The organism is Xanthobacter sp. NM-25 (assembly GCF_022138605.1).
Lineage (GTDB): Bacteria > Pseudomonadota > Alphaproteobacteria > Rhizobiales > Xanthobacteraceae > Xanthobacter.
In genome coordinates this window covers 163,540-181,458 of the sequence record NZ_JACBFS010000001.1, presented here as the reverse complement: position 1 = coordinate 181,458, position 17,919 = coordinate 163,540, and the positions used below count along the sequence as shown (strand labels likewise).

At 68.6% G+C, this 17,919-nt stretch carries 16 protein-coding genes; 5 read left to right on the top strand and 11 right to left on the bottom strand.

What is annotated here, in order from left to right:
* Window positions 1-16 precede the first annotated feature (16 nt).
* The 3 genes from MEU52_RS00820 to MEU52_RS00810 all read right to left on the bottom strand — a co-directional run bounded on the left by MEU52_RS00820 (window position 17) and on the right by MEU52_RS00810 (window position 5,129).
* Window positions 17-3,133: an efflux RND transporter permease subunit gene (locus tag MEU52_RS00820; RefSeq protein ID WP_238121852.1), complete on the bottom strand. Its 3,117-nt coding sequence runs from the start codon at window positions 3,131-3,133 to the stop codon at window positions 17-19.
* Window positions 3,133-4,341, bottom strand: coding sequence for an efflux RND transporter periplasmic adaptor subunit (locus MEU52_RS00815; protein ID WP_238121853.1), 1,209 nt, complete (start codon window positions 4,339-4,341; stop codon window positions 3,133-3,135). The genes MEU52_RS00820 and MEU52_RS00815 overlap by 1 nt, the downstream gene beginning before the upstream one ends.
* 110 nt (window positions 4,342-4,451) lie before the next feature.
* Complete coding sequence (locus tag MEU52_RS00810) at window positions 4,452-5,129, bottom strand: TetR/AcrR family transcriptional regulator (protein ID WP_238121854.1); 678 nt, start codon at window positions 5,127-5,129, stop codon at window positions 4,452-4,454.
* A 204-nt stretch (window positions 5,130-5,333) separates the two neighbouring features.
* Here MEU52_RS00810 and MEU52_RS00805 point away from each other — a divergent pair, with 204 nt between their 5' ends.
* Complete coding sequence (locus MEU52_RS00805; protein ID WP_238121855.1) at window positions 5,334-6,047, top strand: sulfate transporter family protein; 714 nt, start codon at window positions 5,334-5,336, stop codon at window positions 6,045-6,047.
* Between the two features lie 12 nt (window positions 6,048-6,059).
* Here MEU52_RS00805 and MEU52_RS00800 read toward each other — a convergent pair whose 3' ends face one another.
* The 4 genes from MEU52_RS00800 to MEU52_RS00785 form a co-directional block, all read right to left on the bottom strand.
* Window positions 6,060-7,412, bottom strand: coding sequence for an ABC1 kinase family protein (locus MEU52_RS00800; RefSeq protein ID WP_238121856.1), 1,353 nt, complete (start codon window positions 7,410-7,412; stop codon window positions 6,060-6,062).
* 84 nt (window positions 7,413-7,496) lie between these two features.
* Window positions 7,497-7,991: a DUF6790 family protein gene (locus tag MEU52_RS00795; protein ID WP_238121858.1), complete on the bottom strand. Its 495-nt coding sequence runs from the start codon at window positions 7,989-7,991 to the stop codon at window positions 7,497-7,499.
* A 124-nt stretch (window positions 7,992-8,115) separates the two neighbouring features.
* Window positions 8,116-8,775, bottom strand: a complete 660-nt coding sequence (locus tag MEU52_RS00790) for a DsbA family protein (RefSeq protein ID WP_238121859.1) — start codon at window positions 8,773-8,775, stop codon at window positions 8,116-8,118.
* Between the two features lie 214 nt (window positions 8,776-8,989).
* Complete coding sequence (locus MEU52_RS00785) at window positions 8,990-9,496, bottom strand: DUF721 domain-containing protein (RefSeq protein ID WP_238121860.1); 507 nt, start codon at window positions 9,494-9,496, stop codon at window positions 8,990-8,992.
* A 109-nt stretch (window positions 9,497-9,605) separates the two neighbouring features.
* Between MEU52_RS00785 and mutY the strand changes: the two genes are divergently transcribed.
* Window positions 9,606-10,718, top strand: coding sequence for an A/G-specific adenine glycosylase (gene mutY / locus MEU52_RS00780; RefSeq protein ID WP_238121861.1), 1,113 nt, complete (start codon window positions 9,606-9,608; stop codon window positions 10,716-10,718).
* A gap of 15 nt (window positions 10,719-10,733) precedes the next feature.
* Here mutY and MEU52_RS00775 read toward each other — a convergent pair whose 3' ends face one another.
* The 3 genes from MEU52_RS00775 to MEU52_RS00765 form a co-directional block, all read right to left on the bottom strand.
* A complete protein-coding gene (locus MEU52_RS00775; protein WP_443265754.1) occupies window positions 10,734-11,945 on the bottom strand; it encodes a site-specific DNA-methyltransferase in 1,212 nt (403 codons plus the stop codon).
* Window positions 11,946-12,023: 78 nt separating this feature from the next.
* A complete protein-coding gene (locus MEU52_RS00770) occupies window positions 12,024-12,719 on the bottom strand; it encodes an SGNH/GDSL hydrolase family protein (RefSeq protein ID WP_238121863.1) in 696 nt (231 codons plus the stop codon).
* On the bottom strand, window positions 12,719-13,846 hold the full coding sequence (locus MEU52_RS00765; protein WP_238121864.1) for an OpgC family protein: 1,128 nt from the start codon (window positions 13,844-13,846) through the stop codon (window positions 12,719-12,721). Before MEU52_RS00765 ends, MEU52_RS00770 begins: the two co-directional genes overlap by 1 nt.
* 330 nt (window positions 13,847-14,176) lie before the next feature.
* On the opposite strand from MEU52_RS00765, the gene MEU52_RS00760 reads away from it, so the two are divergent.
* Window positions 14,177-14,998, top strand: a complete 822-nt coding sequence (locus tag MEU52_RS00760) for a TrmH family RNA methyltransferase (protein WP_443265753.1) — start codon at window positions 14,177-14,179, stop codon at window positions 14,996-14,998.
* 44 nt (window positions 14,999-15,042) lie between these two features.
* On the opposite strand, the gene MEU52_RS00755 is transcribed toward MEU52_RS00760, so the two are convergent.
* Window positions 15,043-15,759, bottom strand: coding sequence for an MgtC/SapB family protein (locus MEU52_RS00755; RefSeq protein WP_238121865.1), 717 nt, complete (start codon window positions 15,757-15,759; stop codon window positions 15,043-15,045).
* Window positions 15,760-15,854: 95 nt separating this feature from the next.
* On the opposite strand from MEU52_RS00755, the gene MEU52_RS00750 reads away from it, so the two are divergent.
* Window positions 15,855-16,076, top strand: coding sequence for a hypothetical protein (locus MEU52_RS00750; protein ID WP_238121866.1), 222 nt, complete (start codon window positions 15,855-15,857; stop codon window positions 16,074-16,076).
* Between the two features lie 89 nt (window positions 16,077-16,165).
* Window positions 16,166-17,593: a 3-isopropylmalate dehydratase large subunit gene (leuC, locus tag MEU52_RS00745; protein WP_238121867.1), complete on the top strand. Its 1,428-nt coding sequence runs from the start codon at window positions 16,166-16,168 to the stop codon at window positions 17,591-17,593.
* The last annotated feature ends 326 nt before the right edge of the window (window positions 17,594-17,919 follow it).

The following is a 17,919-nucleotide window of genomic DNA, read 5'->3' as shown; positions in this document are numbered from 1 at the left end:
CCTCCCCTTGGGTCGCTCAGTGCGCGGGGTGCTGGGTCCCGGCCGCGTCCGGCTCGTCCCGGCTGCCGACGAAGCGCCCGAACAGCCGGCCGAGCAGGTGGCTCAGATCGTCCATCACCGTGAACACCGCCGGCACGAACACCAGCGACAGCACCGTGGAGGTGATGAGGCCGCCGATGACGGCAATGGCCATGGGCGCGCGGAAGGAGCCGCCTTCGCCGAGCGCCAGGGCCGAGGGCACCATGCCGGCCACCATGGCGATGGTGGTCATGACGATGGGCTGGGCGCGCTTGCGCCCGGCTTCCAGCAGCGCCGTCGTGCGGTCGGTGCCGGCGCGCATGGCCTCGATGGCGAAATCCACCAGCAGGATGGCGTTCTTGGTGACGATGCCCATCAGCATCAGGAAGCCGATGACCACCGGCATGGAGATGGAATTGCCGGTGATGAGCAGAGCGATGAAGGCCCCGCCCACCGACAGCGGCAGCGAAATGAGGATGGTGATGGGCTGCAGCACATCGTGGAACAGCAGCACCAGCACCGCCAGCACCAGCATCAGCCCGGCGCCCATGGCCAGGGCGAAGCCGGAGAACACTTCGCCCATGATCTCGGCGTCGCCCGCCTCCTTGAGGGTGACGCCGGTGGGCAGGTTGCGGGCGGTGGGCAGCGCCTTCACCGCCTCCACGGCGGTGCCGAGCGGAGTGTCGCCCACCAGATCCGCCTCCACCGCCACCCGGCGGGCACGGTCGTAGCGGTCGAGGGCGGTGGGGCCCTTGCCGAACCGGATGTCCGCCACCGCCGAGAGCGGCACCGCGCCGCCGCTGGCGGTGGGCACCTTCAGGGCATCGAAGGTGGCGATGCTGGTGCGGGCCTTCTCATCCAGCTGCACCCGGATGTCGATCTGCCGGTCCTTGGCGGAAAATTTGGCGAGGTTGGCGGAAATGTCGCCGATGGTGGCGATGCGCACCGTCTCGGCGATGGTGTCCACCGACACGCCCAGCTCCGCCGCCTCGTCCAGCTTGGGCACGATGCGGATTTCCGGCCGGTCGAGGGCGGCCGAGGAAACCACGTTGGTCAGCACCGGCACGGCGTCGCGCATGTCCTTTTCCAGCGCCAGGGCCGCCTTTTCCACCGCCGCGCCGTCATTGCCGGAGAGCACCATCTGGAAGCCGCGCTGGGCCGCCTGGCCGTTGGAGCTCCAGGTGAAGCGCATGTCGGGGAGCGCCGTCAGGCGGTCATGCAGGGAGGCCTCGAAGCTCTTCTGGTCCTGGCTGCGCTCGGCCCGTGGCTTCAGATTGATGACGATCTGCCCCTTGCGGATCTCGCTCGCCATCATGGCGGCGGCACCCGCGCCGCCGGCACCGGCGGTGGCGTAGACGCTCGCCACCTCCGGCTGTTCCAGCATCATCCGGGTGATCTGGTCGGACACCCGTTCCGTCTCCGCCAAAGTGGTGCCCGGCGGCAGCTCGATGGAGAGCATGGAGCGCGAGATGTCGATATTGGGCAGGAAGCCCGACGGCAGCAGGGTGGAGAGAAAGACCGTGCCGATGAAGATGCCGATGCCGGCGGCAATGGTGAGGAAGCGCCGCCGCAGCGACCAGCGCAAAAGCCGCACATAGGCGCGCATGATGCGGCCGTCACCGGACTGTCGATGGCCGGTATCGCGCAGGAAATAGGCCGCGAGCAGGGGGGTCACCAGCCGCGCCACCGCCAGCGAGAACAGCACGGCAATGGCAACGGTGAGGCCGAACTGCTTGAAATACTGGCCGGCGATGCCCCCCATGAAGGACACCGGCACGAACACGGCGACGATGGTGAGGGTGGTGGCCACCACCGCGAGGCCGATCTCGTCCGCCGCTTCGATGGCGGCGCGATAGGGCGAGATGCCCTGTCGCATGTGGCGGACGATATTTTCGATCTCGACGATGGCGTCATCCACCAGAATGCCGGTCACCAGAGTGATGGCCAGCAGGCTGACGCCGTTCAACGAGAAGCCCAGCATGTCCATCACCCAGAAGGTGGGGAGGATGGAGAGCGGGATGGCCAGCGTGGTGATGATGGTGGCGCGCAGATCCCGCAGGAACAGGAACACCACGATCACCGCCAGGATGGCGCCCTCGATGAGGGTCTGCATGGCGGAGCTGTAATCCGCCTTGGTGTAGCGCACCGTGGTGTCGATCTCGGTGATGGTCACGTCGGGATGCTGGGCGCGCAGCTCCTCCAGCGCGCTGTTCACGAGGTCATAGACGGTGACGTCCGAATAGCCCTTGGCGCGATAGACGCCGAAGGCCACCACGCCCTTGCCGTCGAGCCGCGCGAACACCCGGGGCTCGGCGGCGCCGTCGGTGACGGTGCCGAGCTCCTTCAGCCGCACATAGCGCCCGTTGGTGAGGGCGATGCGGGTCTCCCCCAGGGCATCGACGCTGCCAGCTCCGGCCAGGGTGCGGATGGATTGCTCCTGGGTGCCCACCTCGCCGCGGCCGCCGGAGACGTCGAGATTGGTGGCCCGCAATTGCCGGCTCACCTCCGCCGCGGTGATGCCCAGGGCCATCAGCCGGTCGGGATCGAGGGCGACGCGGATCTCGCGGTCGACACCCCCCTCCCGCTTCACCTGCGCCACGCCGCGCACGCCCTGCAGGGCGCGGGCCACCGTGTCATCCACGAACCAGGAGATTTCCTCGGTGCTCATGGAGGGGGAGGAGACCGCCAGGGTGATGATGGGCAGGCCTTCGATGTCCACCCGCTGGATCAGCGGCTCGTCGATGGAGCGCGGCAGCTCGGAGCGGATCTTGGTGACCGCGTCGCGGGTATCGTTCACCGCGCGATCCACCTGGGTCTCCAGATAGAATTCGATGGTGGTGACCGAGGTGCCCTCGGAAATGGAGGAGGTGATGTGCTTCACCCCGGCGACGCCGGCGATGGAATTCTCCACCTTCTTCGACACCTGGGTTTCCAGCTCCGAGGGCGCGGCGCCGGTCTGGGTGATGGTGACCATGACGATGGGCACGTCGATGTTGGGCATCTGCGTCACCGGCAGCGAGCGGAAATGCACGATGCCGAGCACGGTGAGGATGACGAACATCACCAGGGTGGGAATGGGCTTGCGGATGGCCCAGGCGGAGATGTTGAGGGCCATCAGCGCACCTCACCCACCGACAGGGGCATGTCCACGGCGCGCACCCGGTCACCTTCCCGCAGGAAGCCGCCGGCCCGGGCCACCACCCGATCGGCCCCCGTCAGCCCCTCGGACACCAGCACCTGGCCCCGGGTCTTGAGCAGAGGAGTGATGCGCCGGGCCGAGATCAGGCCGTCGTTGACCAGCAGCACGAAGGCCCCGTCGGCATCGAACATCACCGCCGATTGCGGCACCATGAGCCCGCTGCGCGCGCCCAGGTTCACCAGCGCCCGCCCATAGGCACCGGGCTTGAGGCGGGGATCCGCCGGCAAGGCGATCTTGATCCGTCCCAGCCGCGAGGCCTTGTCCACCTCCGGCGACACCAGCCGCACCGTGCCGGAGAGGGGGGCCTCGAAGCCGGCCGGGGTCACTTCGGCCGCAAGCCCGGTCTTCATGCGCGGCATGGCGTCTTCCGGCACTTCCGCATCGAGGTCGATGGCGCCGTCCTCGGAAATGCGGAATAAGGGCGCCGTGCGCGCCGAAAGGGCGATGGCGCCGAGGCGCGCATCGCGCGAGAGGATGACGCCGGCGGCCGGGGCGCGAATGTCCGTGCGCTTGAGCTTCACCTCGATCTCGTCCCGCTGCGCCTTCACCAGCACCGCTTCGGCCTCCGCCGCGGCGAGGGTCTCGCGGGCGGCGGCGACCTGGGCGGTGGTGACCTTCATGGCGCGCTCGCGCACATCCAGGGTCTCCTGGGAGACCGTGCCGGTCTTGCTCAACTGGCGGGCGCGCTCCACCGCCGCCGCCGCCTCCGTCTCCTGCGCCAGGGCCTGGTCGAGGGCGGCGCGCTGCTGCGCCACTGCGGCCCGGGCTTTCGCCGCGGTGGCCGTGTTCTGCGCCAGCTGGGTCTCCAGAACCTCGCGGGAGAGGCGCGCGAGCACCTGGTTCTTCTCCACCCGGTCTCCCGCTTCCACCAGAATCTCGACCAGCCGCAGGCCCTCCACCTCCGGGCCCACCTCGATCTCCTCGCGAGGCTGCAACGAGCCGGTCACCAGCAGGGTTTCCGCCAGGCTCTGCGTGCGCGGTTGGACCACGGACACGGTGAGCGCCGCCGGGGCCGCTTCCTCGGCATGGGGGGCCGTGACACCGAGAACGGGCGTCCAAAGGCCGGCCATGGCAAGCAGGGCGGCGCGGGCGGATGGGGCCAGAGAGCGGCGGAAGGCGGACATGGTGCGGGGGGCCTCGGCTGGGAAACCTGACGCTTGGTGAGGGAAAATGACGGCAGTCCCGTGACAGGGGGAACGATCCCCGGGCGCGGGATTGGAACCGGGTGAGGCGCTCATGGCCGCCCCTCCGCTTCCGCCACCGGCGTCAGCATGCGCTGCAGCAGCCGGGTCAAAGCGGGCAGGCGGCCCGGCACGCCCCATTCGGGGTGCAACTGGTGATGCAGGATGGCGCCATCCGCCAGCATCTGCAGGAAGATCATGAGATCGTCTGTGTCGATGGCGGGGTCGATCTCCCCACGGGCGGCGGCATTCACCAGCGCCTCGCGCAATTGGGCGCGGCTTTCGTCCTCGCACGGCTCGATGGCGGCCCGCAGCGGGGCGTTGCGGATGGCTTCGGCCATAATCTCCGGCCCGAGCTGCGCGGTGGGCAGGGTGGGCTCTTCCAAGAGCTCGCGCATGCAGCCCATCAGGGCCTCGATGAGGCTGGGGGCCCGCACGAGCGTGTCGAGAATATGCAGCCGCTGGCTGCGCTCATCGGCGACGATGGCCGCGATCAGCGCTTCCTTGGAGGGGAAATAACGGTAGAGCGCCCCGGGGCTCATGCCCGCTTCGGCGCAGATCTTCTGCATGGAGGTGCCGTGGAAGCCCTCCCGCGCGAAGCAGGTCATGGCGGCGGCCAGAATGCGCTTCTGCTGCTCGCTGCGGCGCGCCGGCACGTCGCTGCCATGCGACGGCGCGCCGGCCTCGGTTGGCGGGTGCGGCGCGCCGTCCGCGAGGGGGGATGAGGTCATGGGGCGGCATCCTTGAGCGCCTGCGGGGCGGCCGGAGCGAATGTTCGTTCGCGGCAGATCTAGCAGATCCTGCCGCCGGAGTGAACGTTCATTCGCGCGATGCTGCGCCGCACCCCCGCGCCGGCCCGCCCTCTTGAGGTGGCGGGGGCCGCACCCTAACTGTAACAGGTCATTGGGAGCCGCCTTTCGGAGCCGCCCGCCACCATGCTCTCCGCCTTCCTCGAAGCCCTGCGCCAGACCTTTTCCCCCCTGCTGCGCGGGGTGCTTCTGAAGTCCATCGGCCTCGCTCTGGCGCTGCTGGTGGTGCTGGCCATCGCCCTGGAGGCGGTGCTCGCCCATTTCGTCGACGTGCCGTCCTACCCCTGGGTGGAGACCACGCTCGCGGTGGTGGCAGGGCTGGGGTTGGTGTTCGGCATCTTCTATCTCGTCCCGGCCGTGTCCTCGCTGGTGGCCGGCCTGTTTCTCGACGACGTGGCCGAGAAGGTGGAGGGGGAGAGCTATCCGAACGATCCGCGCGGCCGGCCGCAGCCGGTGCTGACGGCGCTGATCTATTCGGCCCGCTTCTTCGGCATCGTGCTGGTGGTGAACCTTGCCGCATTGCTGCTGTTGCTGGTGCCCGGCGTGAATGTGGTGATCTTCTTCATCGCCAACGCCTATCTCATCAGCCGGGAATATTTCGAGCTGGCGGCCATGCGCTATCGCTCGGCGGAGGAGGCCCGCGCCCTGCGCCAGGCCAATGCCACCACCATCTTCCTCGCCGGGCTCCTGATCACCCCGATCCTGTTCGTGCCGGTGCTGAACCTCATCATGCCGGTGTTCGGCACCGCCTTCATGGTGCATCTGCACCGCCGGCTGGCCCCCCTGCCGGCCCAGCGCGGGGCCGACGGCCATCTGGTCATCGAGGGCAAGACGCTCTGAGGCGTCGCGCGTTCAGTGCAGGCCCACGGCGGCCAGCGCCGCCATCTGCCGAACCGCCACCCGCCCGGCATCAAAATCGCCCACGGCGGCCTCGAACAGGCGATGGAAGTTGAGCTGCGCCCGCAGGTGCAGGAACACGGCGCCGAGCCCCACCGCGGCCCGATCCATGAACACGAACTCCCGCGGCACGGTCACCGGCCCCAGGCGCTTCAGCTCCTGGTGCACCTTGAAGGCTTCCTTGCGGCCATATTGGCCCGGCGCCACCCCATCGGCGATGGTGCGGACCCGGTCGTCCAACAGTGGGCCATAGATGAAGCGGGCCCAGATGTTCAGGGCGGCGATCAGGTCGCGATTGAGGCCCTTGAAGCCCCATGTCTCATAAGCGTGCACCACACGCGCTTCATCGCCGGTCTGGAGGCCGCGATAAAGATCCACCACGCCGGCGACGAACAGCGGCGGGAAGATGCGGATGCAGCCGTAATCCAGCAGATTGATGCCGCGCGGCGGGCCGGGATCGTCCGTGAAGACCGTGTAATTGCCCAGGTGGGGGTCGCCATGGATGACCCCGAACCGGCTGAACGGCTGCCACCATGCGGTGAACAGGGCTTCGGCCAAAGCGTTGCGCTGGTCCAGCGGGTGGCGGGTGAAGTCCAGGATCTTCTGCCCCTCCAGCCACTGCATGGTGAGGAGCCGCCCGGTGGAGAGGTCGGCCCGCACGCTGGGCACGCGGACACGGGGCTCGTCCTTCAGCATCAGCGCATAGAGAGCGGCATGGCGGGCTTCGCGCTGGTAGTCGAGCTCCTCGCGCACCCGTTCGCCGATCTCCCGGGCGATCTCCCGGGTGTCGAGGGTGCTGTCCATGCGCCGGTGCAGGGAGAACAGCAATTGCAGTTGGTTGAGGTCGGCTTCCACCGCCGCCTGCATGTCGGGATACTGGAGCTTGCAGGCCACAGTTTCGCCGTCGAGGGTCACCGCCTTGTGCACCTGGCCGAGGGAGGCGGCGGCGGAGGGCTGGTGCTCGAAGCGGGCGAAGCGCTTTTCCCAGTCGCGGCCGAGCTCGGCGCTCATGCGGCGCTTCACGAACGACCAGCCCATGGGTGGCGCATCGGCCTGCAGGCGCCGCAGCTCCGCGGCATATTCCGGCGGCAGCAGGTCCGGCACGGTGGCCATGAGCTGCGCCACCTTCATCAGCGGGCCCTTGAGCCCGCCGAGGGCGGCGGCAATGGCCGCGGCATCATCGCCACGATCGCCGCGGCCGATCAGCCGGCTGCCGGCGATGCGGGCGGCCACGCCTCCCACATTGGCGCCCACCCGCGCATAGCGGGCGGCCCGGGCGGTGAAGCGGTTTCTCTCGTCATCAGCCATCGCGGTCGCGCCTCGCTCAGCGCCGGAGCGCCGTCGCTGCCCTTATAGCACCCCGGCCGGGCGGCGTGCTGCGCTGCGGCGTATTCACGCCCTTGCCGGCCCGCCGCGCCAGCGCAGGGCCAGCAGTACCACCAGCGCCAGGGGGGTGAGAATGTCGGTGTAAAGAATGGGGCCGGCATTGCCGGCGGCGAGGTTTCCGGTTTCCGAGATCTGCACCAGATGGCCGATGGCGGCCCCACCCAGGAAGCCGCAGGTCATCACCGCCACAGCCGCCCGGAAGCCCCAATCCCGGGCAAAGGCGGCGATGACGCCGGCAAGGCCGATGCCGAGGTTGGCGACCCCGACCTCGAACTGGAACGGGCTCGTCGCCCAGCCGATGGACTGGGCGCTCTGCGCCGGGAACACGATATGGCCGAGCGCCGCCCAAAGCCCCATGAGGCCGACCGGAAACAGATTGATGTAGCGCAGCAGCTGGTCGGCTAGCAGGCCCGGGCCGCGCGGGCCCGGAGCGCGGGAAAAGGCGAGCCCGGCGCAGATCAGTGCCGCCAGCCAGGCGAGGATGGGAACCCAGAAGACCATGACGCCGCCCCTTCGGAAAACCTCGTGCAGGGTGGCAGATCGGTTGCGCGCTCGCCAGCGCCCGCAAAGAAAACGGCCCGGGCGCGGGGCGCCGGGCCGTTTCCAAATGACAGGCGGCAGGTTCTCACTTGGCGGCGAGGAGCGGCTCCAGCTGCTTTTCCCATTCGGCGATGCTCATGGCGCCGGACATTTCCTTGCCATTCACGAAGAAGGTGGGGGTGGCCTTCACGCCCAGCTCGGCATTGGCGTAGCGGGCGCTCTCCTGCACCTTCTTGGCCAGTTCCTGGTCGGACAGGCACTTCTCGAAGTCCGCCTGGCTCATGCCGGCCTGACGCGCCACTGCCAGCAGGCCCGCGGCGGGATCCTTGCTGTAGGCCCAGCTGCGCTGGGTCTCGAACAAAGAGGAGACCATGGGGAAATATTTGTCGTCCGGCATGCAGCGGGCCAGCATGAAGGCGGCGGTGGCCACCGGATCGAACGGGAACTCACGGAAAACGAAGCGCACCTTGCCAGTGTCCACATATTTGGCCTTCAGCTCGGGGAAGGTCTTGGTGTGGAAGTCGGCGCAATGGCTGCAGGTCATGGAGGCGTATTCCACCACCGTCACCGGAGCTGTATCGCTACCCAGCACCTTGGCGGGCAGGGGCGAGGCGGCCGGCGCCATCACCTTGGCCTCGGTGGCCGACTGGGCGAGGGCGGCGCCGGTGGAAGCCGGCAGGCCGAGGCCCGCGAGAAGGGCGGCAACGCCGGCTCCGGCAAGGACGCGGCGGCGATCGAGGCTCATGGTCGTCTCCATGGGAACGCCGGACAGGACCGTCCCGGCGTGAACAATGCGGGTGTCTCGGCCCCGTTGGCAGCCGGGCCCGACACAGACCCAAGCGCGCTACCATGTCCGGGGTGTGGCGGCAAAGCCCCGGCCGATCACAGCTCGGTCAACGGCGCAGCTTTTCAACCGCGGCGCACGAAGCGCCAGCGCTCGAACCCTCAACGCTTGAAGCCTAACGCTTGAAACCTTGCCGCTCGCGGCGCACCAGGGCGCCGAGCTTGGCCAGGGAGGCGCCGAGCGCCTCGTTTTCGAACGGGCCGATCTCCCGCTCCACCGCGCGCACGGTGTCCGGCTCCGGCGGTGGCATCACGGGCGGCCGGCTGTGGCGGGGCGGCACCGGGCCTTGGCGCAGGGTGATTCGGCCGACGCAGCGCCAGCCGAAATAGGTGTTGATGCGCTCCATGACGGTGGCTGCCGCATATTGCATCTCGATGGCGTAGGCGCCTTCCACCCGCACCACCAGGGTGGCGGGCTCGGTCTCGTGGCCGCGGGCCCATTGCAGCTTCAGGGGCAGGCTGCGGGGGCCGAGGTCCGGGCCGACGATCTCATCCCAATGGGTCACCACCTCCACCACCGAGAAGCCCGCCTTGCCGCACACGTCGGCGATGGTGGGCGCCACGAAATCCGCCAGCGGACGGGCCCCCTTGGGGCGGAAGGAACGGCGGGGTGTCTCGGTCATCGGTAGGTCTGGGGTCTCGAATTCAGGACAACAAGCATGCCGCAAGGGCGGTTGCGCACAGGGGTGGCACCGCCTTGCTCTTGGGCGCGGCGAACGCCACTGTGCGCCCATGACATCTTCGTCCGCCGCCGCCACCGGGACAAGGCCGCTCCGCGTGCCCGACCCGCAAGCCCTGCTCGCCTGGTACGACACCCATCGCCGCCGCCTGCCGTGGCGGGCCGAGAAGGGCCGGCGGGCGGATCCCTACCACGTCTTCCTGTCCGAAATCATGCTGCAGCAGACCACGGTGAAGGCCGTGGTGCCCTATTTCGGCGCCTTCCTCACCCGCTGGCCCACAGTGTCGCATCTCGCCGCCGCGCCGCTGGAGGAGGTGCTCTCCGCCTGGGCGGGCCTCGGCTACTACGCCCGCGCCCGCAATCTGCACGCCTGCGCGCAGGTGGTGGTGGCCCGCCATGGCGGGCGCTTCCCCGCCGAGGAGGCGGCGCTGCTCGATCTGCCGGGCATCGGGCCCTATACGGCGGCGGCCATCGCCGCCATCGCCTTCGATCTGCCGGCGAGCCCGGTGGATGGCAATATCGAGCGGGTGGTGTCGCGGCTCTATGCGGTGGAGGAGGCCCTGCCCAAGGCCAAGCCGCGCATCAAGGCCCTGGCGGCCGATCTGGTGCCCGCCGCCCGCCCCGGCGACCACGCCCAGGCGATGATGGATCTCGGCGCCACCATCTGCACCCCCAAGAGCCCGGCCTGTGCATTGTGTCCCTACCACGATCCATGCGTGGCCCGGGCCGAGGGCACCATGCAGTTGTTTCCGGTGAAGGCGAAGAAGGCGGCGAAGCCGGAGCGTGCCGCCATCGCCTTCCTGGCGGTGCGGGCGGATGGGGCGGTGCTGCTGCGCACCCGGCCGGACAAAGGCCTGCTCGCCAAGATGACGGAAGTGCCCGCGACGCCCTGGTCGGCCTCCAGCGGCTCCATTCCCGCCGATCCGGCCGGCGCGGCTCCGGTGAGCGCGCAGTGGCGGGCGTTGCCGGGTGTGGTGCGGCACGTCTTCACCCATTTCGCGCTGGACATGACCGTCTGGCGGGCCGACCTGCCCGCCGGCGCGGTGGCGCCCAAGGGCTTGCGGTTTGTTTTGCCACGGGATTTCGAGGCAGAGGCGCTGCCCTCGCTCATGCGCAAGGTGCTGGCCCACGGCCGCGCCGATCGCCCGCCGCGCAAGCCGGGCTGAGTGGGAAAGGGGCACCTATTCGGCGGCGATGCCCATCTCGGCCCGCAGCCGGGCGCGCAGCACGTCGATGGGATGGCGGCGGCCTGCCTCTTCCACGTGCCAGAAGGTCCAGCCGTTGCAGGCCTCGGCACCCTGGGCGAGGGCGCCCATGCGGTGGATGGAGCCGACCTTGGCCGGCTGGGGCTGCTCGGCGCCGGCGAGGGCGAGGGCGATGGTGCCATCGGCGCGCACCACGGCGCGGAAGCGGCCCTTGGCGTCGGTCAGCTCCGATCCGGGTGTGACGAAGCCGCGCTCCACCAGGGCGGAAAAGGCGACCCGAGGCGCTTCGCGGGCGCTCGGCGGTGCGATCAGCACCTCCTCGGCCAGAGGCTCCACCGCGTCGATGCGGGCTCGGGCGGCCTCGGCATAGGCCTCTTCACGCTCGATACCGATGAACGAGCGGCGCAGGCGCTTGGCCACCGCGCCGGTGGTGCCGGAGCCGAAGAAGGGGTCCACCACCACGTCGCCGGGCTTGGTGGCGGAGAGCAGAACACGGGCCAGCAGCGCTTCCGGCTTCTGGGTGGGATGCAGCTTGCGACCCTTTTTGTCCTTCAGCCGCTCCTGCCCGGTACACAGGGGGAACAGCCAGTCGGAGCGCACCTGCACATCCTCGTTGCCGCCCTTCAAGGCCTCGTAATTGAAGGTATATTTGGATTGGGGGCTGCGCGCCGCCCAGATCAGGGTTTCATGGGCATTGGTGAAGCGCCGGCCCCGGAAATTGGGCATGGGATTGGCCTTGCGCCAGATGATGTCGTTGAGGATCCAGAAGCCCAGATCCTGCATCAGCGCGCCGACGCGGAAGATGTTGTGATAGGAGCCGATGACGAACAAGGTGCCGTCCGGCTTCAGCGCACGCCGCGCCGCCAGCAGCCAGGCGCGGGTGAAGGAATCATAGGCGGCGAAGCTCTCGAATTGGTCCCAGGCGTCGTCCACCGCATCCACCCGGCTCTCGTCCGGGCGCTTGAGCTCGCCGCCGAGCTGGAGATTGTAGGGCGGATCGGCGAAGACGAGATCGACGCTATGGGCCGGCAGCTTCGACAGCTCGTGAATACTGTCGCCCACCAGCACCTGGTTCAGCGGCAGGCGCGGGGTATCCGTTGTGGTCAAGGGGGACGCCGCAAACCTTTCGGCGCGCTCGTCAGACCGGCTCACCGCCCGTTCGGGCGCCCCCTTGATCACACTACGCATGACGCAACCCTACGCAACGCTCACTCACGAAGGGCAGTGTGGCGGCAACGGGTTAAGGGGGGGTGAAGGGGGCTGGCCTTACCGCGTCACCGCGCGGACGATGGCTTCCGCCACCAGTTCCGGCATGCACAAGCGCCCCTTCTGATCCAGCGGCGGCTCCTGCTGGCCGGCGGTGGGATGGGCGAGGAGATAGCTGGTGGCCGCATACTGCTGCACCACGTTCATCTTCTCTTGATCGGAGAGGGTGTCGATCTGATCGACGATGCGACCGTATAGCTTTTCGTGCGGAACGTTGGGGACGAACGGCGGGTCGATCAGCACCAGGTCGATGTCGCGCCCTTTCAGGAAGTCCGCGGCCTGCTCCAGGGTCTGGGCGAAGTCTTCCGGCTGGGTGGCGGCCAGGGCATCGCCGGTGCCCACCTGCCAGATCACGAGATCCGGCTCCACCTGCTCGATGGCCGAGCGCATGCGCTGGAACGCCTCGCTGGCGAGGCCCGCCTGAGGGCCTTCCTCGATGATGGTGAAGTCGATGTCCGGCAGCCGCCGGCGCAACTCCACTTCCAGGCGGCTGCGCTTCTTCTGCGACATGGCAAGGCGATCGGGCTGCGGGCCCACCAGGAGGATCCGCACCGGCTGGGAGCGGTCCACCAGGCGCTCGGTGCGCTTCAGGTCGCTGTCGAAGGTGAGCAGGATCTCCGGCACCCGGCAGGCGCGGGACATGTCCGCCTGCCCAGGGCCGGCAAAGCCCAGAAGAATGGCGCAGACGAGACCCATCAGGCGCGCGGTGCCAGCCGCGCCGCCGCTGACGTATCCACCGTGCGCCCGGCCTGCTGCCATTCGAGCACCCATGCGAGCAGCCACTGGAGAAAGAAGCCGACGAAAACGATTAACAGGTCGAATGACACGGCGCCATCGAATTGCGGTCGCAACACTTGCGCCCCAAGGCTCAGGACCGTGCCCAGGCAGAACACCGGCAGCGCGTGGCGGCCGATGATCGTGAGTGGCGCGCTCGCGGCGCTGGCGCGCAGCCACCGTTCCACCGGCAGGCGCGCCACGCAGTAAGCAAGGGCCAGCACGTGCAGCAGACGGGGCAGAGCGAGATTGGTCTTGTCGAAATCCCAGACGAAGGCGGGCAGGGGCCAGACTTCCAGCGACGCGGGAAACGACAGTTGCGCCCAGACGAGCGTCGCCAGGAGGTAAGACGGGGCAATGACGTCGAGGGCGCGATGGGCAATTCGCACCCCGCCCCTGTCGATCATCACGCCGATGGCAAGGCCGCAGGTGAACAGAAGCTGCCACGCCAGGGGATTGAAGGACCAGCGGCCGGCACCGGGCCAGACCGGTGGTCCGAGGTGGGCGAATTGCGTCACCAGATACAGGGCGAGGGACACCGAAAGGCCGAGGGCGATACTGCGGCGGGTGAGAGCCACCAGCAGCGGCGCCAACAGCAGCAGGCTCACATAAAGAGGCAGGATGTTGAGATAGGCCGGCTGGAAAGTGAGCAGCGCGATCCCCACCAGCGATTCCAGCGGTGCCTCGGTGATGAGGTCCAGATGGTACCAGGTGAGGACGCGCGTATCCCCCGTCTGCACCACGAAGCCGCCGATGACCGCCACCGCCACCAGCAGCAGCGCCAGATGGGCGGCATAGAGGTTGAAGGCGCGGGTCCAGATGCGCGCGGTCACCCGCATCCGCGCACCGGGCGTGAACGGACGCACATAGGCGAACGCCGCGGACACGCCCGCCAGCAGGACGAACAACTCGGCCGCGTCGGAGACCCCGAAGTTTCGAAAGGTGTAGCGGCCCAGCAGGTGGCCGGGCACGTGGTTGATGAAGATCGTCAGCAAGGCGAAGCCGCGCCAGAAATCGACGCTGACGATTCGCCTGTCGTCACTGCCCATCCCCGGCTCTCCGTCCCTGCCTGAGCACCGCCCGCTGCGCGGTGGCGGTCCCTTTCCATCCGACGCGGAGGTTAGGCCCCTCTGGAGGCCAGATTGTGAACGCCGCGTGGCGTCGACATGCTTGTGCACGCCTTGCGGCGTCGGTGCACGCGCCGGGCGCTCCGGCCGTTGCCATGAGGCCAGATCTTCTCATTGCGCCGGTCTTGGCCGCTTTTCGTGAAGGCTGCCGGAGCTGCGCGAGGGCAGGGCACGGAGCCCTGCATGGTGCGGGTAGACCGCAGGCCTCGCCGGATGCTACGCGCTCCAAGTTTTGCGAACTCCTGCGGCGCGATGATGATGTTTTCCGTAACCGATGCCGATGACCCCCGGATCGCCGATTATCGCGCCGTGCGTGAGCGGGATCTGGTGGGCCGGCAGGGGCGGTTCATGCTGGAAGGCGAGGTGGTGCTGCGCCTTTTGGTGCCGCGCCTCGACCGGGAAGGGGCGACGCCCCTCGGCCATCGCATCTCGTCCCTGTTGCTGTCGGAACCGCAGGCGGCGCGCCTTGCCGATCTCATCGCCGCCGTCCCGGCGTCGGTGCCCGTCTATGTCGCGACGCAGGCGGTGATGGACCGGGTGGTGGGCTTTCCCATCCATCGCGGCATTCTCGCCCTCGGGGTCGCGCGGATGGCTCCGGTCGCGGAAGAGGAGCTTGCGGCGCTGGGGCCGCGCGCCCTGGTGGTGGCGGTGGCCGGCATCACCAATCACGACAATATGGGCGGCATCTTCCGCAATGCGGCGGGCTTTGGCGCCGATCTGGTGCTGCTCGATGCGGCCAGTTGTGATCCGCTCTACCGCAAGGCGATCCGGGTCTCGGTGGGGGCGAGCCTGATCGTGCCGTTCGCGCGCATGGGCTCGCTCTCGGCCATGATGGCGGCACTGGAGGCGGCGGATGTCGACGTTGTCGCCTTGTCGCCGGCCGGGCGTGAGCCCTTGTCGCGGCTGGTGCGTCCGCCTCGTGTGGCAGCGCTGTTCGGAACCGAGGGGCCGGGCCTGCCGGAGACCGTGCTGGCGCGGGCGCGCACGGTGGCCATTCCCATGGCGCCGGGGTTCGACAGCCTCAACGTGGCCACCACCTCCGGCATCGTGCTGCACCATCTGACGCAGGGGTGAGGTTCGGCGCCTCCGGTGGGGGCGATTGCGGCGCGCCTTCCGGCTCAGTCCTGGGTGGAGCTTTCCCACGTGGCGTGGGTGACCCGCGGCAGGCGCTCCAGCGCCTCCACCACCGCGTCGAGCTCGGCCCGGTCGACGGCCGTGCTGACCAGCTTGGCGATGATGTCGACGCCGCCATCGGCCTGGGTCTCGGTTTCCACGTCGCCGGCGGGATATTTGGCGGCGTCCAGCGCCTCGGTGAGCTGATCGCGGACGGAGGAGACCGCGGCGGCATCGGTGGAGACGCGCACCTCATAGCTCACTTCCGAGCTGCGCTCGTCGATGGGGATGCGGTCGATGACGGCGGCGAGGGGGCGCAGCAGGGTGTTGCCGGCGATGACGATGAAGGTGATGAGGAAGGCCTCGCCCAGCATGTCGGCGCCGGTGCAGGCGCCCACCGCCGCCGAGCACCAGAGGGTCGCCGCCGTGTTCAGGCCACGCACGTTGAGCCCTTCCTTCATGATCACACCGGCGCCGAGGAAGCCGACGCCGGTGACCACGTTGGCGACCACCCGCATGGCATCCTGCGAGGATCCCACGCGCGCGGCCAGATCGGTGAATGCGGCCGCCCCCACCGCCACCAGCACGTTGGTGCGCAGGCCCGCCGTGCGTTGGCGATACTGCCGCTCGGCGCCGATCAGGGTTCCAAAGATGAAGGCTGCGCCCAGGCTGACGATGGTGTCGAGAAAGTTCTGCAGGTCGAAATTGGCGATGAACTGCACCGTTTGGTCCCCAGCCTGGTCCCGAATCCGACGGTCTGATCCGGTTGAGGATGCGCCGGCAACGCTCCCGTGTCGCGGCAAAGCATGACAGGAACATGTCGCAGCGCATGATTGTCGACACAGCATGGAACTGCTACAAACCCGCCATGCTCCACGTGTGCGCCATATCCGCGAATGTCAGCCGGGCCGCTTTCTGCGCCGCCGGGCCGTTTGCGCGCACCACCATGGAATTCGCGGCGGTGCCCGATCATGTGCGCCTGCCGGGCCGGTTCTTCGGCCGCTTCACCACCGCCGCCTCGGCCGTGCTCGCGCGCTGACGCGCGTCCCTTCTCCGTTCTTCGCATGCGGACCGGCGCCCTTTCGCGCGCCGGCCTTCCACTCGGCTCAAGCCTTTGAGGATACATCCATGACCGCACCCGCCGGCAGCCCCCGCACCCTCTACGACAAGATCTTCGACGACCACGTGGTGGCGCGCCAGGAGGATGGCACCTGCCTGCTCTATATCGACCGCCATCTGGTGCATGAAGTGACGAGCCCGCAGGCGTTCGAGGGGCTGCGCATGGCCGGTCGCCCGGTGCGCGCGCCGGCCAAGACCCTGGCCGTGGTCGACCACAACGTTCCCACCACCGACCGCACCCTGCCGAATCCCGATCCGGAGAGTGTCGCGCAGATCGCCGCGCTGGCCGAGAACACCAAGGAATTCGGCATCGAGTATTACGACGGCTTCGACAAGCGCCAGGGCGTGGTGCATGTGGTGGGCCCCGAGCAGGGTTTCACCCTGCCCGGCACCACCATTGTGTGCGGTGACAGCCACACCTCGACCCACGGCGCGTTCGGCGCGCTCGCCCACGGGATCGGCACCTCGGAGGTGGAGCATGTGCTCGCCACCCAGACGCTGATCCAGAAGAAGGCGAAGAACATGCGTGTCACCGTCGACGGGAAGCTTCCCGAAGGCGTGGGCGCGAAGGATGTGGTGCTTGCCATCATCGGCACCATCGGCACCGCCGGTGGCACCGGCTATGTCATCGAATATGCCGGCGACGTCATCCGCGACCTGTCCATGGAAGGGCGCATGACGGTCTGCAACATGACCATCGAAGGCGGCGCTCGCGCCGGCCTGGTGGCGCCGGATGAAAAGGCGTTCGCCTATCTCATGGGTCGCCCGAAAGCCCCGACCGGCGCCGATTGGGAGAAGGCGGTCGCCTATTGGCAGACCTTGAAGAGCGACGAGGGCGCCCATTTCGACAGCGAGATCCGTCTCGATGGCGCGGCCCTGCCGCCCATCGTGTCGTGGGGCACCAGCCCCGAGGACGTGATCTCCGTGGAAGGTCTGGTGCCTGATCCGGAGCTGATCGCCGACGAGGTGAAGCGGGCCGCCAAGAAGCGGGCGCTGGCCTATATGGGGCTCACCGCCGGCACCAAGATCACTGATATCGGCATCGATCGGGTGTTCATCGGCTCCTGCACCAACGGCCGCATCGAGGACATGCGCGCGGCCGCGGCGGTGGTGGCCGGCCATCAGGTCAATCCGAAGGTGTCGGCCATGGTGGTTCCCGGCTCGGGCCTGGTGAAGGAACAGGCGGAGGCCGAGGGTCTCGACAAGATCTTCACCGCCGCCGGCTTTGAATGGCGCGAGCCCGGCTGTTCCATGTGCCTGGCCATGAATGCCGACCGGCTGAAGCCGGAGGAGCGCTGCGCGTCCACCTCGAACCGGAATTTCGAGGGGCGCCAGGGCTTCAAGGGGCGCACCCACCTGGTGTCGCCGGCCATGGCGGCTGCCGCGGCCATCGCCGGTCACTTCGTGGACGTGCGGTCGTTCCCGAAGGCCGGCTGATCTTCGGCAGGCGTCTCTCGGGCGGGCGTCCGCGCCCGCCTGTGGCACGTGGGTGACGCGCCAGCGTTCGTGGTGGCCCGCGCCTTCACAACAGCGTGATCATGCGGGGCGCAAAAGCCCCGCGCGATCCAGCGCCCTTAGAAGGGAAGCGCGCCAGCGCCCGAGATGATCGTGGCGTTGGCCTCGTGGGGCGCGAAAAACGCAGCGATTCCAAGGATGGTCACCAGCGCACCGGTGACCGCAATCTTGCGAAGCATGGTCACTCTCCCTTGTCGCTTTCTGTCTGTTCAACGACGGAAGTCGATTAAGAGTTCCTTAACCAAGTC

What these genes read in the sequence shown, in the direction of transcription:
- MEU52_RS00820 (WP_238121852.1), bottom strand. Translation starts at nt 3,133, where the DNA reads ATGGCCCTCAACATCTCCGCCTGGGCCATCCGCAAGCCCATTCCCACC.
- MEU52_RS00815 (WP_238121853.1), bottom strand. Translation starts at nt 4,341, where the DNA reads ATGTCCGCCTTCCGCCGCTCTCTGGCCCCATCCGCCCGCGCCGCCCTG.
- MEU52_RS00810 (WP_238121854.1), bottom strand. Translation starts at nt 5,129, where the DNA reads ATGACCTCATCCCCCCTCGCGGACGGCGCGCCGCACCCGCCAACCGAG.
- MEU52_RS00805 (WP_238121855.1), top strand. Translation starts at nt 5,334, where the DNA reads ATGCTCTCCGCCTTCCTCGAAGCCCTGCGCCAGACCTTTTCCCCCCTG.
- MEU52_RS00800 (WP_238121856.1), bottom strand. Translation starts at nt 7,412, where the DNA reads ATGGCTGATGACGAGAGAAACCGCTTCACCGCCCGGGCCGCCCGCTAT.
- MEU52_RS00795 (WP_238121858.1), bottom strand. Translation starts at nt 7,991, where the DNA reads ATGGTCTTCTGGGTTCCCATCCTCGCCTGGCTGGCGGCACTGATCTGC.
- MEU52_RS00790 (WP_238121859.1), bottom strand. Translation starts at nt 8,775, where the DNA reads ATGAGCCTCGATCGCCGCCGCGTCCTTGCCGGAGCCGGCGTTGCCGCC.
- MEU52_RS00785 (WP_238121860.1), bottom strand. Translation starts at nt 9,496, where the DNA reads ATGACCGAGACACCCCGCCGTTCCTTCCGCCCCAAGGGGGCCCGTCCG.
- mutY (WP_238121861.1), top strand. Translation starts at nt 9,606, where the DNA reads ATGACATCTTCGTCCGCCGCCGCCACCGGGACAAGGCCGCTCCGCGTG.
- MEU52_RS00775 (WP_443265754.1), bottom strand. Translation starts at nt 11,945, where the DNA reads ATGCGTAGTGTGATCAAGGGGGCGCCCGAACGGGCGGTGAGCCGGTCT.
- MEU52_RS00770 (WP_238121863.1), bottom strand. Translation starts at nt 12,719, where the DNA reads ATGGGTCTCGTCTGCGCCATTCTTCTGGGCTTTGCCGGCCCTGGGCAG.
- MEU52_RS00765 (WP_238121864.1), bottom strand. Translation starts at nt 13,846, where the DNA reads ATGGGCAGTGACGACAGGCGAATCGTCAGCGTCGATTTCTGGCGCGGC.
- MEU52_RS00760 (WP_443265753.1), top strand. Translation starts at nt 14,177, where the DNA reads ATGATGATGTTTTCCGTAACCGATGCCGATGACCCCCGGATCGCCGAT.
- MEU52_RS00750 (WP_238121866.1), top strand. Translation starts at nt 15,855, where the DNA reads ATGTCGCAGCGCATGATTGTCGACACAGCATGGAACTGCTACAAACCC.
- leuC (WP_238121867.1), top strand. Translation starts at nt 16,166, where the DNA reads ATGACCGCACCCGCCGGCAGCCCCCGCACCCTCTACGACAAGATCTTC.